This is a genomic window from Sphingopyxis sp. MC1 (assembly GCF_000371385.1).
Lineage (GTDB): Bacteria > Pseudomonadota > Alphaproteobacteria > Sphingomonadales > Sphingomonadaceae > Sphingopyxis > Sphingopyxis terrae.
Map to the genome: position 1 here is coordinate 17,644 of NZ_AOUN01000009.1, position 14,748 is coordinate 32,391.

Below are 14,748 nucleotides of genomic sequence, written 5' to 3' on the forward strand. Positions count from 1 at the left end.
CTCGGCTACGCGCGCATCTGCGACAAGGCCTGACCATGAGCGCTTCGTCGATGCTCGCCGGCGCCGTCGCTGCGGCGCTGTTCGTCTATCTCGTGGTGGCGCTGCTGCGCCCCGAACGTTTCTGACCGGAGGCAATTCCATGACCTTGTCCGGATGGATGCTCATTTTCGCCTTCGTCGCGATCCTTGCCGTCCTTGCCAAACCGATGGGCCTCTGGCTCTTTGCCCTTTACGAAGGGCGCACCACCCCGCTTCACCGCATCCTGGGGCCAGTCGAGCGGGGCTTCTACCGGATGGCCGGGATCGACCCGACCGAAGAGCAGGGCTGGCGGCGCTACGCGCTTCACATGCTGCTGTTCAACCTCGCGCTGCTGCTTTTCACCTATGCGGTGCTGCGATTGCAGGGGGTACTTCCCGTTAATCCGCAAGGCTTCCGCGCGGTCGGCGCCGACGGCGCTTTCAATACGGCGGTCAGCTTCACGACCAATACCAACTGGCAATGGTATTCGGGCGAGACGACGCTGTCGAACCTGTCGCAGATGCTCGGGCTTACGATCCAGAACTTCCTCTCCGCCGCCACCGGTATCGCGATTGCCTTCGCGCTGTTTCGCGGTTTCGCAAGGCGCGAAACGGGAACGATCGGGAATTTCTGGGCCGATACGACGCGCATCACGCTCTATCTGCTGCTTCCCATCTGCACGGTCTACGCGCTGTTCCTGATCGCGAGCGGCGTGCCGCAGACGCTGGCGGGATCGGTTCACGCAACGACGCTCGAAGGCGTTCGGCAGACGATCGCGCTCGGCCCGGTCGCAAGCCAGGAAGCGATCAAGATGCTGGGGACCAATGGCGGCGGCTTCTTCAACGCCAACAGCGCGCACCCTTTCGAAAATCCGACCGCGCTCACCAATCTGATCCAGATGCTCTCGATCTTCCTGATCGGCGCCGGGTTGACGTGGTGCTTCGGCAAGGCGGTTGGCGACACGCGCCAAGGCTGGGCAATCCTCGCGGCGATGGGACTTATTTTCATCGCCGGCGCCAGCATTGCCTATTGGCAGGAGGCCGCCGGCAACCCCGCACTTCATCACCTCGGCGTTGGCGGCGGCAACATGGAGGGGAAGGAAGTTCGCTTCGGCATCGCCGCCTCTTCGCTCTTCGCCGTTGTCACCACGGCGGCGTCCTGCGGGGCTGTCAATGCCATGCACGACAGTTTCACCGCAATCGGCGGCCTGATCCCGCTACTCAACATCCAGCTCGGCGAGGTCGTGGTCGGCGGTGTCGGCGCGGGCATCTATGGCTTTCTGCTTTTTGCCATCCTCGCGGTGTTCGTCGCGGGCCTCATGGTGGGGCGCACACCCGAATATGTCGGCAAGAAGATCGAGGCGCGCGAGGTCAAGCTCGCCGTCCTAGCCATTGCGATCCTGCCGCTGGTCATCCTCGGCTTCACCGCCATTGCCAGCGTGCTCCCCGTGGGGCTTGCCGGACCGCTCAACAAGGGGCCGCACGGCTTCTCGGAGATTCTCTACGCATTCAGCTCGGGGGCCGGTAACAATGGCTCGGCCTTTGCGGGCCTGAGCGCGGGCACTCCCTTCTACAATGCCATGATCGGGATCGCGATGTGGCTTGGCCGGTTCTTCGTGATCGTGCCGGTGCTCGCCATCGCCGGTAGCCTCGCCGCAAAGCGCCACACCCCCGCTACCAGCGGCTCTTTCCCCACCACCGGGGGGCTGTGGATCGGCCTGCTGATCGGGATCATCCTGATCATGGGCGGCCTCACCTTCCTTCCCAGCCTCGCGCTGGGTCCCGTCGCCGATCATCTCTCGATGATGGCCAGCCAGCGCTTCTGAGGGATCAGCGACATGACGACTCCAACCTCGATGTTCAGCCCCGCACTGGTCGTTCCGGCGATGCGTGATGCGGTAAGGAAGCTCAATCCGCGCGAGTTGATGCGCAACCCGGTGATGTTCACCACCGCCTGCGTTGCCCTGCTCCTGACGGTGCTGCTCGCGCTCGGCGACCCCGGCCTGTCGCTGGGTTTCGAAATCCAGCTCGTCGCCTGGCTCTGGCTCACCGTGCTTTTCGGCACCTTTGCCGAAGCCCTGGCCGAGGGACGCGGGCGCGCCCAAGCGGCCTCGCTTCGCGCGACGAAGGCCGAGTTGCGCGCCAAGCTGATGCTCGGCGTCGGCGAGACTTATGAAATCGTCGCCGCAAGCCAGCTCGAAAAGGGCGAGATCGTGCTGGTCGAGACGGGCGACCTCATCCCCGCCGACGGCGAGGTGATCGAAGGCGTCGCATCGGTCAACGAAGCGGCGATCACCGGCGAAAGCGCCCCCGTGATCCGCGAGGCCGGCGGCGATCGTAGCGCCGTGACAGCCGGCACGCGCGTCATCTCCGACCGCGTCAAGGTGCGCGTCACTGCCGAGCCGGGCCAGGGTTTTCTCGACCGCATGATCGCACTCGTCGAAGGCGCTGAGCGGCGCAAGACGCCCAACGAGATTGCGCTGACGATCCTGCTCGTCGGGCTGACCATCATCTTCCTGATCGCCGTCGCGACCATTCCGGGCTTCGCGTCCTATGCCGGCGGATCGATCCCGGTCGCATTGCTCGCGGCCCTGCTCATCACGCTGATCCCGACGACCATTGCGGCGCTGCTTTCCGCCATCGGGATTGCCGGAATGGACCGCCTCGTGCGCTTCAACGTGCTGGCCAAGTCGGGCCGGGCCGTCGAAGCCGCGGGCGATGTCGATGTTCTCCTGCTCGACAAGACCGGCACGATCACGATCGGCGACCGCCAGGCCAGCGAGTTCCGCGCGCTGGCGGGCGTCGATGACGAAACGCTGGCCGAGGCCGCACTGCTCGCCAGCCTGGCCGACGAAACCCCCGAGGGTCGTTCGATCGTGACGCTTGCGCGCGAGCGCTATGCGATACGCGTGGCGGCGCTTCCGGCCGGGTCCGACGTCATCCCCTTCACCGCGCAGACGCGCCTTTCGGGGGTCACGGTCGCCGGGGTGACGATCCACAAGGGCGCGGTCGATTCGATCTTCAAGGCCCACCCGGACACCGCATCCTCGCCTGCCGCGCAGGAGTTGCGCCGCATAACGGACGAGGTTGCGCGCGCCGGCGGCACGCCGCTCGCGGTGGTCAGGGACGGGCGTCTGCTCGGCGCCATCCACCTGAAGGACGTCGTGAAGGCGGGCGTTCGCGAACGCTTCGGCGAATTGCGCAAAATGGGAATCCGCACCGTCATGATTACGGGCGACAACCCGCTGACGGCCGCGGCGATCGCCGCCGAAGCCGGGGTGGACGATTTCCTGGCCGAAGCGACGCCCGAGGACAAGCTTGCCCTCATTCGCCGCGAGCAGGCCGAGGGACGGCTCGTCGCCATGTGCGGCGACGGCACCAACGACGCCCCCGCGCTGGCGCAGGCCGATGTCGGCGTCGCGATGAACACCGGCACGCAGGCGGCGCGCGAGGCGGGCAATATGGTCGATCTCGATAGTGATCCGACCAAGCTGATCGAGGTCGTGGGCCTGGGCAAGCAATTGCTGATGACGCGCGGCGCGCTGACGACCTTTTCGGTCGCTAACGATGTCGCCAAATATTTTGCGATCATCCCGGCGATCTTCGTCTTTCTCTATCCCGAGCTCGGCGTTCTCAACGTCATGCGCCTGGCCACGCCCGAAAGCGCGGTGCTGTCGGCGATCATCTTCAACGCCTTGATCATTCCGTGCCTTGTTCCGCTCGCGCTCAAGGGCGTGCGCTACCGGCCGATGCCCGCCGGCCCGTTGCTCGCGCGCAATCTTTCGATCTTCGGCCTTGGCGGACTGGTCGCGCCATTTGTCGGCATCAAGCTGATCGACCTCGCCGTGTCCGGCCTCCAGCTTGCGTAAGGACAATTCCATGTTTTCCGAACTCAAATCCGCCCTTCGTCCCGCGCTCGTGCTGACCGCGCTTTTCGCTCTCCTCCTCGGTCTGGTCTATCCGCTCGCGCTGACGGCTATGGGCCAACTCGTCTTTCCGGAGCAAGCCAATGGCAGCCTCGTCCGCGACGGCTCAAAGATCGTGGGGTCGAAGCTGATCGGCCAGAGGTTCCTGGCCGACGCCTATTTCCACGGGCGCCCCTCGGCCGCCGGCGCCGATGGTTATGATGCCGCCGCTTCCTCGGGGTCGAACCTCGGTCCGGCGAGCAAAGCGCTCGCCGATCGCGTCGCCGCCGACGTCAAGGCGCTCACTGCAACGGCACCGGGCCGCCCTGTCCCGCCCGACCTGGTGACGACCTCCGCCTCGGGGCTGGACCCCCACATCAGCCCCGAGGCGGCTTTTTTCCAGATTGCGCGCGTGGCGAAAGCACGCGGCATCGACGACGCCAGCCTCCGGGCACTGGTCGAGGCATCTGTCGAACACCCGCTCGCAGGCATCCTTGGCGAAAGGCGCGTCAACGTGCTGATGCTCAATCGGGCACTCGACGCGCGCTTCCCGACGAAATAGGCTGGCCGGATGGTGCCACCGGCAAAAATCCTGATCATCGAGGACGATGCCCATATCCGGCGGCTGCTGCAGGCCACGCTGCAGCGCGCCGGTCATCAGGTGATCGAAGCCGACAGCGCCAGGCAGGCGATGGCCCTGTTCGACATCGAGCGGCCCGATGTCGTGCTGCTCGATCTCGGCCTGCCCGATCGTGACGGGCTGGAATTGATCGAGCCGCTGCGGCTGCGCTCGAACGCCACGCTGATCGTCGTATCGGCGCGCGAAAACAGTGTCGAGAAGGTGACGGCGCTGGATCTGGGCGCCGACGACTATGTCACCAAGCCCTTCGATACCGAGGAATTGCTCGCCCGCATCCGCACGGCCCTGCGCCACCAGCGCGCGGCCGCGTCGGGCGAGGAACCCACGGTCGTGGAGGCAGGCGCGCTGCGAATAGACCTTGCGCACCGCCGCGTCTTTCGCGGCGCCGAGGAGGTTCATCTGACCCCGAAGGAATATGGCGTCCTGGCCGAACTTGCGCGCCGCCCCGACCGCGTCCTGAGCCACACCCAATTGCTGACCTCGGTGTGGGGTCCGGCCCAGGCCGATCGCGTGGAATATCTGCGGATCGTCGTCCGCGGACTGCGCCAGAAACTGGAAGAAGATCCGTCGCAGCCGAAGCGGATCGTCAACGAACTGGCGGTGGGGTACCGGCTGCGGACTTAATCTGGCCGGTCGCGGACTGACAGCCCGGACGGAGCCATCGGACGAAAAAAGCCGGGACGAACCTACCGGTACATTTGAACTATACCGCTCGGCCCGCCCCTGTGTTAGCCGCAACTTATCTTAATTGCGCGGATCACGGCTTGGACGGACATGCTGCCATTGTATTTTCAAGCGGAAATGCCCATGAAATTTCCAAAGAGATTGAAGCGCAGATGGACGCAGATTCTTCTGCCTCTTCTATCATTCTGTTTCTGGCCGCAAATCGCTCATGCCGAGCATCTATGCGCCGGAAGGTCCAACGAATACACCATCAGTGAAGTCTATGATCAAACCGGCAACATCGTCGAATATTGGTGCGAATGGGGGTCAGACGGCAACCAAGGCGCGGCGGCGATGCGATATTATTCGCCTGAAGAATGGGCGGCATTCGCCAAGCATGGGGCGGAGGTTGAAGCCGCCAATTCAGAGCAACGCAAACTGATAGGTCAACGATATCGTCAGCTTCAGGAAGGCCTGTGGTTTCTGCCTGGCGAGGAACCCTTCGCCGGATGGTCGCCCGAACCAGCTTCCAGTTCACAGCGTGCCACCGAAAAAGGGAAAGCGGATAAGGATTGCACCGTCAGCTATTGGACACCTGCCGGCGCCGTGATCATGTCGGCCCTTGAAGGCAGGAACGGTCCCGCCGTCATCCAGTATATGGGTTACAGCATCCCGGCGCCGGACAAATCCCAGTCGAGGGCGTTTTCGCTGACGCAGTCCGGGGAAATCCAAACCGTAACGGCTCTGATCTCCAAAGTCGGTCTCCGGAGCAAAACAATGGGCATGGTGAGTTTCGCCGTGCCGAGCGGGGCCATTCTGGTGGGCGCGATCGAGGATATTCAGGATTACAGCCTGGCAGACAATGGCAAGACCATCTTCTCCGGGCAATGGCATGATGGATTGAAGGCGCGCGACGCGCTCGCCCAATGCCTTGCTCAAAAGAAATAGCGACAGGCGAACCGCAGCCCGGCCATGGAAGAGCGTGTGATGCGGCGAGCGACGGTCCACAGTCCGCCGCTCGCCGCAATCGCCGGCATCCCCTGCACCGGGACGCCGGGGCGGCTATTTGCCCGCAAGCTCCTTCACCAGCGCCGGCGCGGGATAGATGGTTTCGAGCGCTTCCTGCACGGCAGCGGTCGAAACGACCACGGTGCGGTTGAGCGTGCCGTCGTAACCGTAATTGCCGCCGAGCGAGTGGATATTGCCGTCGAAGGCGGCGCCGATCACGGTGCCTGCCTTGTCGATCACCGGTGAACCCGAATTGCCGCCGATGATGTCGTTCGTCGTCACGAAGTCATAGGTGACCGCCGGATCGATGGCCGCCTTGTTCGCCGCAAAGGCCGGAGCGACGTCGAACGGCGGATTACCCGTCGCGCGGTCGAAGGTGCCACCCATTGTCGTCGCGATCGGCACCGCATTGCCGCGCTCCATCCAGCCCTTCACCTGCCCATAGGAAATGCGCAGCGTGAAGGTCGCGTCGGGATAGAGCGTGTCGCCATAGGCGGCGAAGCGCGCGTCGGCGATCTTGCCGCCGGCGACGGCGAGCGGACCGCCATAGGCCTCGTCGACCGCGTTTTTTAGCGCGCGCTGGCGCGGCGCGAGGCGCAGCGCAAAGCGGATCATCGGATCATCGCTGGCTTCGATCGCGGCAAGCCCGCCATCCCACAATATCTGGCGATAGGCGGGATCGGCGAGCTTCGATCCTTCGACCAGCCGCTTGGCAAGCTGCTCGGGGCTTTCCTGACCGAGCAGCAATTTGGTGTCCGGATCGTCGGCACCCAGATATTCACGCGCCTTCGACAGGCTCCATTCGAGCGTCAGCTCGTCGAGCCAGGGATAGACCGGCTTCGCATCGAGCAGGCTCTTCTTGGTCAGCGGCAGCGCGCTGTCGGTGTAGCCGGGCAGGCGCTCGCCATTGGGCTTCGAGCGCTCCTGCGCCGCATAGACGAGCGTTTCGGCATAGCCATAAAGATCGCTCATCGGATTGGTGAAGCGCGCCGGCAAATAGAGCGAGCGATAGGCGCCGACCGCCTTGTCGACCGACGACCAGGGATCGCCGATCGCGGCATTCCCCGCGCTCTTCTCCTTCAGCTCGTCCTCCTTGGCGACCAGTGCCGCGGTGAAGGCCGGGTCGTTCAGCGCCTTCTGGCGGCCGATATAGACTTTCAGGCTGTTTTCGAGCCCGTTGAGCAGATCGAGCCCTTCGCGCTCATGATCCTTGCTTTCCTCCATTGCGCGCAGCAGGCGGCCGCGCAGTTCGGAATAGGTCGTCACCGTGATCGGCAGGCGCAGTTCGCGCTCGAACGCAAGCTGGCTGGTCGTGTAGAGCCGGCTGGTCGAACCGGGGTTGCCGACGACGAAGGTCATCTCGCCCTCACGCGGCGCGCGTGGGTTCCATTGAAGGTGCGCTGGCGTCGCGACCGGCTTGCCATTCTCGTACGCGCGCAGGAAGCTTGCATCGAGCGAATAGCGCGGGAAGTTGAAATTGTCGGGATCGCCGCCAAAGGTCGCGGCGCGATCCTCGGGCGCCCATGCCAGCCGCACATCGGAATATTTGCGATATTTGTAGAGCTTGTATTGACCGCCGCCGAACAGGGTGACGACCTGACAGCGCGTCTTGTCGGTGTCGGGACAACCGCTCTTTTCGATTTCGGCAATCTTCGCATCGCGCGCCTTCGTCAGCGCTTCACCCGCGAGCGATCCCATCGCCGCCTTGATGGCCCCGGTGACGTCGCCGATGCTGGTGACGACCTCGGCCTGCTGACCGGGGCATTTGAGTTCCATGTCGCGGCGGTCGGCGACATAACCGTCGTTGAGATAGTCGGCGCCCGCCTTCGAATTGTCGAACAGGCAGCTTGCGACACAATGGTGGTTGGTCAGGATCAGGCCTTCGGCCGATACGAAGCTTGCCGAACAGCCGCCGGTCAGACGCACCGCCGCCGCCTGCACCTTGCCCAGCCACGCCTGGTCGGGCGCCCAACCGTAGGTCTGTTTCACCTGCTGCGCCGGAAAGGCGTAAAAGGTCCACATGCCCTCTTCGGCGAGCGCGGGAGGAGCAAGAAGAGCGGCGCCGGCGAGCACGGCCGCGGTGAACGAAATCGGGCGATATCGGGTCATTGGCAAAATCCATCATTTGAAATCATCGACATCCCGCGCGGGAAGCGCCCGCGTCGGGGGTGGCGCGCACCTTGCGCCCGATCGGCCGCAATCGCCACCGCCAATTTCGCGTTCGCCAGGATTGCTTCGTGCCACCAGCCGGTTGCAGTTTCGTGCGTCGCCGCCTACGCCGCCTTCCCATGCGTATGATCCTGCTCGCCGCCGCGCTGCTCGCCGGCGCCTCGCCCCTCGCCGCACAGACGGCGACCGCCCCTGCCCCCATATTGACGACGCCCGAGGCGAAGGACGTATGGACCCACGCCGATCCCGAGGTCGCCCGCGTCACCCATGTGTCGCTGAACCTCGATGTCGATTTCGCGACCCGCACACTGGGCGGCACCGCGACGCTCGATCTGCTCGCCGCCAAGGATGCGCAGTCGATCGTCCTCGACATCGACAATCTGGCGATTTCTTCGGTCACCGACGCCAATGGCAAACCGCTCAAATGGGCTGTCGGCGATACCGATCCCGAACTCGGTTCGGCGCTGACGGTCGAACTCGGCGGCGCGCAGCGCATCGTCCTCACCTATCGCAGCCAGCCGGGCGCCAATGCGCTACAATGGCTGCCGCCCGAAATGACTGCGGGCAAGACCAAGCCCTATCTGTTCAGTCAAGGCCAGGCGATTCTCAACCGGAGCTGGATTCCGACGCAGGACAGCCCCGGTATCCGTCAGACATGGGATGCGACGCTGACGGTTCCGGGCGATCTCGTCGCCGTGATGAGCGGCGAGAAGCTGAGCGGCGACAAGGGCGAGACGCTGCCCGACGGGCGCCGCCGTTTCCGCTTCCGCATGGACAAGCCGGTGCCGCCCTATTTGATCGCCTTCGCGGTCGGCGACCTTAAATTCCGCTCGCTCGGCCCACGCTCGGGCGTGTGGACCGAAGCGACGATGCTCGACGCCGCGGCGCGCGAATTCGGCGATGTCGAAAAGATGATCGACGCGGCCTCGGCGCTCTATGGCCCTTATCGCTGGGGCCGCTACGACATGCTCGTCCTGCCGCCCTCCTTTCCCTATGGCGGCATGGAAAACCCGATGCTGACCTTTCTCACGCCGACGATCATCACCGGCGACCGGTCGAACACCGACGTCGTCGCGCACGAACTAGCGCATAGCTGGTCGGGCAACCTCGTCACCAATGCGACCTGGTCCGACAGTTGGCTCAACGAAGGCTTCACTACCTATTTCGAGAACCGGATCATGGAGGCGCTCTACGGCAAGGAGCGCGCGGCGATGTATGCCGATCTCGACTGGGACAATATGATGCGCGACATCGACGCCAATGGCGGCCAGACCGGCGCCAAGACCCGGCTGCACGGTGCACCCGGCGACGGCACGCTCGATTATACCAAGGGATCCAACTTCCTGCGCATGATCGAAACGACGGTCGGCCGCGCGCGCTGGGACGCCTATCTCAAATCCTATTTCGACCGCCATGCCTTTCAGCCGCAGACGACCGCGGGTTTCCTGACCGATCTGCGCGAAAATCTGCTGAAGGGCGACCCGGCGCTCGAACTGTCGTTGCAACTCGACCGCTGGTCCTATGCCGCGGGCCTGCCCGACAATGCGGTGCACCACAAGAGCGCGACGCTGGCCGCGGTCGATGCCAAGCTTGCCGCCTTCAACGCCGGCGGTCCGGCGCGCGCCATCGCGCCCGAAGGATGGACGACGCAGCAATGGCTGCGTTTCCTGAACGGGATCCCGCGGGCGCAGAGCGCGGCGCGGCTCAAGGAACTCGACGAAACGCTGGGTTTGTCGGCGTCAACCAACGCCTATGTTCGTTCCGCCTGGCTCGAGCTTGCCATCGCCAACCGCTACGAACCCGCGCTACCGTCATTGCGCCAGTTCGCCGGCACCGTCGGGCGCGGTCTGCTGATCCGGCCGCTCTACACCGGGCTGAAGCGTCAGGGCGCGTGGGGCGATGCGATCGCGCGCGACCTGTTCGCCCGCTCGCGCGCCACCTATCACCCCGCGGTGGCATCGGGGATCGAGAAGATCCTCGCTGGCGATTAAGCCGCCGGGGCGCCGCCGCCGAGCGCCTGATAGAGGGCGACATATGCGTTCAGGCGGTCGGCGCGGAGCTGGATCAGCGCGAGATCGACGCCGAGCAGCGACCGCTGCGCGTCGAGCTGTTCCAGATAGGGCGAATAGCCCGCGCGATAGCGGTTGGTCGCGTGCCGCAGCGCATCGGCCACCGCCGCGCGCTGCGCCATCAGCGCCTGTTCCTGCGCGTTGAGCCGGTCGATCACCGCCAACTGGTCCTCGACCTCGCGAAAGGCGGTGAGCACCGTCTTGCGATAGGCGAAAGCCGCCTGATCGCGCTGCGCCGTCGCGGCGTCGAACTGGCCTTGCAGTCGCCCGCCCGAAAAGATCGGCGCCAATATACTGCCGCCGACCGACCATATGCTGATCGGATCGCCCAAAGCCGACGAAATCACCGCCCCGGCCGACGCGGCCAACCGGACTTGCGGCAGGAATTGTGCCCGCGCGGCACGCAGATTGGCGTCGGTCGCCGCCAGCGCATATTCGGCCTGCGCGATGTCGGGCCGCCGCCGCACCAGTTCCGACGGCAGCACCGCAGGCACCGGCGGCACCGCAAGCGCGGCAAAACCGTCGCCGCGCGCGATTGCATGCGGCGTATCGCCGACGAGCAGCGACAGGCCGTTTTCCTGCCGCGCGATTGCCGCCTCGATCGCCGGGATCTGCTGCGCCGTCGCCTGATATTCGGCCTCGGCCTGTCGCAGTTCGAGCTGCGAGGTATAGCCGGCCTCGGCGCGGCTGCGCGCGAGCCGTAGCGCCTCCGACCGCGAGGTCAGCGTCTCGGCGAGCAACTGCCGCCGCGCGTCGAGCGCGAGCAGCGTGATATAGCCGCTCGCCGCCGCCGCACTGACCGACAGCGTCGCCGCCTCGCGCGCCGCCGCAACCGCCGCCGCATTGGCGCGCGCCGCCTCGCGCGTCGCGGCGTTACGGCCGAACAGGTCGATCTCGTAGCTTGCCTGGAACACCGGCTGCGCGGTGAAGCTTTCGGTTGGCTGGCCGAAGGCGTTGACGCTGCGCGCTTCGGCCCCCTGCCCGCTCAGCGACAGATTCGGCAGCAGCAGCGCGCGCGCGACGCGCTCCTGAGCGCGCGCTTCGGCAACGCGCGCCGCTGCAATGGCAAGATCGCTGTTATTCGCGCGCGCCTGTTCGACCAGCGCGGTCAGCCGCGCGTCGCCGAATGCCGACCACCAGCGGCCGTCGATCGCCGCACCGTCCGTCGGCAGCGTAGTGCGCCAGTCGGCGGGCGGTGCGACCGCGCTCGCGGCGGGCGGCGGCGTCAGCGCGGGCGCGCAGCCCGCCAATGCCAGCGCCAGACCGGCAAGCGGCAAGGCGAGCCGCCTCATTCGCCGCGTCCGGTATGAACCGTCGCCACCACCGACATGCCGGGGCCGAGCCGCTCGGCAAGCTTCTGCTTCGGACCGATGCGGATACGCACGGCGATCCGCTGCGGCACCTTGACGAAATTGCCCGATCCGGTGTCGGGTTTGATGATGCTGAACTCGCTGCCCGCCGCGGGGGCGATATTTTCAACCACGCCCCTCAGCTCGGCGCCGCCCAGCGCATCGACGCGCAGCGTCGCGCGCTGGCCGACGCGGATGTTCGCGGTCTGCGCTTCCTTGAAATTGGCGACCACCCAATGTTTCTGGGGCACGAGATACATGAGCTGGGTGCCCGGGCTGACGAGCTGGCCGACGCGGACCGACACTTCGCTCAGCTTGCCCGCGCGCGGGGCGCGAACGATCGTGTTCTGAAGATCGATGTCGGCCAGCCCGCGCGCCGCCTTTGCATTGGCTACCCCGGCCTCCAGACCGCCGCGCCCGACGCTCACCGATCGCACCTGCTCCTCGGCGATCGCGCGCTGCGCCTCGGCCTGCCGCACCGCCGCTTCGGCCTGGCGGAGCCCCGCGAGCGTCTGGTCACGTTCGCGGATCGACACCGATCCTTCGCCGACCAGATCGTTGACGCGGCGCATATCGGCCTGGGCACGGGCGAGCTGCGCGCGGGCGTTGGCGACCGCCGCCTCCTGCGCCTTCACCTGCGCTTCGGCCGAGCGCCTGCTCTGCGCGCTATTGTCGAGCGAGGCGGTCTGCGCGGCAATATTGGCGCTGCCCTGCGCAACGCGCTGGCGGTAGATGCGGTCGTCGATCCGCACCAGTTCCTGCCCCGCCGCGACAGTCTGGAAATCCTGCACCAGCACCGCGGTCACATAGCCGCCCACCTGCGGCGCGATGATCGTCGTCTGGCCGCGCACATAGGCATTGTCGGTCGTCTGGCTGTTCGCGCGGAAGGGCGGTAGTCCCCAGGCGTAGAGAATGGCGAGCGCGCCGACGAGGATGATCGCGCCGAACAGGATGATCCGTCCGCGCGAACGCGGCGGCGCCCAGCCATCGGCCGGCGCGTCGGCGGGCCGTTCCGCCGGGGTCGGATCGGCAGCAGCCGGTGCCGGGGTCGGCATCGGGTCCGGCGTCGGAGCCGGTGCCGGCGTTTCGGGCGCGGGCGGCGCGCCTTCCTGTTTGTCGTCGCTCATTGATTTTGCGCCCTCAGTTTCTGCAGGACTTCAAGTTCCCGTGCCAATGGATTGATTCCGCGGCGTCGATCATAAACCCAGCGCGCGAACATCGCGACGAAGGCGATCGCCGACAGGCTGCCGATCACGACGAACACGTCGTTGAATGCCAGGATCGTCGCTTCGCGCGCCGCCTCGCGCACCACCTGCCCCGCGGCGGTCGCGCTGCGCAGCGCCGGGTCGGCGATGCTGCCGGTCAGACTCGCCGCGATCGCGTTGATCCCCTGCGCCAGTTCGGGGTTGGTCGTCGACAGGCTTTGCCCCAGCGTCATCAGATGCGCCTTGGTGCGCAGCGTGTGAAAGGCCGATAACGCCGCGACCCCGGCAAGCCCGCCGATCGTCTGCGACAGGCTGAACACCGCCAGAAAGCTGACCATATAGGCCGGGCCACGCGAAATGGCGCGCAGCAGCCCTTCGAGTAGCAATGGACCCATCACATAGACTGCGGCAAAGGCGATCGCGCCTTGCGAGAAATACAGGTTCACCGGCCCGGTGCGCAGACCCGAATGGGTGTCGAGGAACGCGCCGACGGTGATGACGGCAAGCGCGACGAGGATCGGCCGCCGCAGGTCGGTCGGATCGAGCCGCGCGATCGACAGCACCGCCCCCATCAGCGTCGCGAACGACAGCACCGCATAATAGGCGACAAGCTGATCGTTGACGAGGCCGGTAGCCGACAGCAGCCCGCTCGCCCCGAAATTCTGTTCGGACGTCAGCACGCGGACCAGTGCGCCGGTCAGCGCAAATTTAATGAGGTTGCGGCTGCCGATCCAGCGCGTGTGGAGCATTGGATTTCGCCGGTAATGTTCGATCAGGAAGGCGGTGCCGATCAGCACCACCGACGCCGCCAGCGCGCCGCCGAGCCACGGCGTCGACCACCAGATGATGCGCCCCTGCACCAGAAAGGCGCAGAGCAGCCCAACGCCGACCGCCAGGATCGGAAAGGTGATAAGGTCGAGCTTTTCGAACGAACGGATCGTTTCGCCCGGCGGGAGCTGCAATATGTTGACCGCGCCGACCGCGACGAGCGAGAGCGCAAATTGCAGCACGAACAGATTGCCGATGTCGCCGTCGGCGAGCAACAGCGGCGATATGGCGCGCGCGAGCGGAATCGCCACCTGTCCCAGCCCGATGCCGAGCAGGAAGCCCGCAATCCGCATCTTCGCCGGCAAGCCTTGCATCATGTAGAAGGCAGCAAGAGTCGACAGCCCGCTCGCGGCGATCCCCGACACGCCGCGCGCGATCAGTTCCATGCGGTAACCGGCATCGAAAAGCTGGACGAAATTGGCAATCAGGAGCGCGATCATCGTCGCGCGCACGAAACGCTGAATGCCGAACTGCTGGCGCGACTTGTAGAGCAGGATGCTCATGCACGCATTGGTCATGTTATAGGAAACGGTGACCCAGCCCGCATCTGCGGGCGTCAGGTCGAGATGCCCCTGCAGCACCGTCAGATTGGCGATGAGCAGGCCATTCTGGAAACCGCCGACGATCGCGAGATACAGGCCGATTACGAAATAGCCGATCTTGCGCCCGACGGGATGGTCCGGCGACGCGGGCGACCCCGGCATGATCGGGCGTTCGTGCGGCTTGAACACATAGGCGCCGCCGGCTGCCGCGGGCGCTGCGTGATCAGCCACGCGCGTGCCTCCATCCTGCGCGCGGCCGTCGGCACGCGCGCGCCGGGCCGAAGTGCAAGGCGCCCCTGATCCGCATCCTGTGCGCCACAATATGCTCCTGACCGGCGAAGGCAAAGCGGGGA

The 14,748-nt window shown here is 65.7% G+C and carries 11 protein-coding genes; 7 read left to right on the plus strand and 4 right to left on the minus strand.

The features are described from left to right. Positions 1 to 35: 35 nt before the first annotated feature. From kdpF to EBMC1_RS18430, 6 genes are all read left to right on the plus strand, one after another. Positions 36 to 125 carry a K(+)-transporting ATPase subunit F gene (kdpF, locus tag EBMC1_RS12475; RefSeq protein ID WP_040590286.1) on the plus strand — a complete coding sequence of 30 codons (90 nt, stop codon included), beginning with the start codon at positions 36 to 38 and terminating at the stop codon, positions 123 to 125. A gap of 14 nt (positions 126 to 139) precedes the next feature. Next, positions 140 to 1,843, plus strand: a complete 1,704-nt coding sequence (gene kdpA / locus EBMC1_RS12480; RefSeq protein WP_003047294.1) for a potassium-transporting ATPase subunit KdpA — start codon at positions 140 to 142, stop codon at positions 1,841 to 1,843. Positions 1,844 to 1,855: 12 nt separating this feature from the next. Beyond that, positions 1,856 to 3,886 carry a potassium-transporting ATPase subunit KdpB gene (gene kdpB, locus EBMC1_RS12485; RefSeq protein ID WP_003047296.1) on the plus strand — a complete coding sequence of 677 codons (2,031 nt, stop codon included), beginning with the start codon at positions 1,856 to 1,858 and terminating at the stop codon, positions 3,884 to 3,886. Between the two features lie 10 nt (positions 3,887 to 3,896). Continuing rightward, the gene (gene kdpC, locus EBMC1_RS12490; protein ID WP_003047299.1) at positions 3,897 to 4,484 is read left to right on the plus strand and encodes a potassium-transporting ATPase subunit KdpC; all 588 of its coding nucleotides are present in this window, start codon (positions 3,897 to 3,899) and stop codon (positions 4,482 to 4,484) included. 9 nt (positions 4,485 to 4,493) lie between these two features. Continuing rightward, positions 4,494 to 5,186, plus strand: coding sequence for a response regulator (locus EBMC1_RS12495; protein ID WP_003047302.1), 693 nt, complete (start codon positions 4,494 to 4,496; stop codon positions 5,184 to 5,186). Positions 5,187 to 5,336: 150 nt separating this feature from the next. Continuing rightward, positions 5,337 to 6,173, plus strand: a complete 837-nt coding sequence (locus EBMC1_RS18430) for a hypothetical protein (RefSeq protein WP_156001220.1) — start codon at positions 5,337 to 5,339, stop codon at positions 6,171 to 6,173. Between the two features lie 114 nt (positions 6,174 to 6,287). Here the strand turns inward: EBMC1_RS18430 and EBMC1_RS12505 are convergent, their stop codons facing one another. Beyond that, on the minus strand, positions 6,288 to 8,342 hold the full coding sequence (locus tag EBMC1_RS12505) for a S46 family peptidase (protein ID WP_003047307.1): 2,055 nt from the start codon (positions 8,340 to 8,342) through the stop codon (positions 6,288 to 6,290). Between the two features lie 179 nt (positions 8,343 to 8,521). On the opposite strand from EBMC1_RS12505, the gene EBMC1_RS12510 reads away from it, so the two are divergent. After that, entirely contained in the window at positions 8,522 to 10,393 is a 1,872-nt protein-coding gene (locus EBMC1_RS12510) for a M1 family metallopeptidase (RefSeq protein ID WP_003047309.1), read from the plus strand. On the opposite strand, the gene EBMC1_RS12515 is transcribed toward EBMC1_RS12510, so the two are convergent. From EBMC1_RS12515 to EBMC1_RS12525, 3 genes are read right to left on the minus strand one after another with little or no spacing between them, the layout of a single operon-like run. Beyond that, positions 10,390 to 11,763, minus strand: coding sequence for an efflux transporter outer membrane subunit (locus EBMC1_RS12515; RefSeq protein WP_040590288.1), 1,374 nt, complete (start codon positions 11,761 to 11,763; stop codon positions 10,390 to 10,392). The genes EBMC1_RS12510 and EBMC1_RS12515 overlap by 4 nt on opposite strands. Then, entirely contained in the window at positions 11,760 to 12,947 is a 1,188-nt protein-coding gene (locus EBMC1_RS12520) for an HlyD family secretion protein (RefSeq protein ID WP_003047314.1), read from the minus strand. The genes EBMC1_RS12515 and EBMC1_RS12520 overlap by 4 nt, the downstream gene beginning before the upstream one ends. Then, the gene (locus EBMC1_RS12525; RefSeq protein ID WP_003047317.1) at positions 12,944 to 14,626 is read right to left on the minus strand and encodes an MFS transporter; all 1,683 of its coding nucleotides are present in this window, start codon (positions 14,624 to 14,626) and stop codon (positions 12,944 to 12,946) included. Before EBMC1_RS12525 ends, EBMC1_RS12520 begins: the two co-directional genes overlap by 4 nt. Positions 14,627 to 14,748 lie beyond the last annotated feature (122 nt).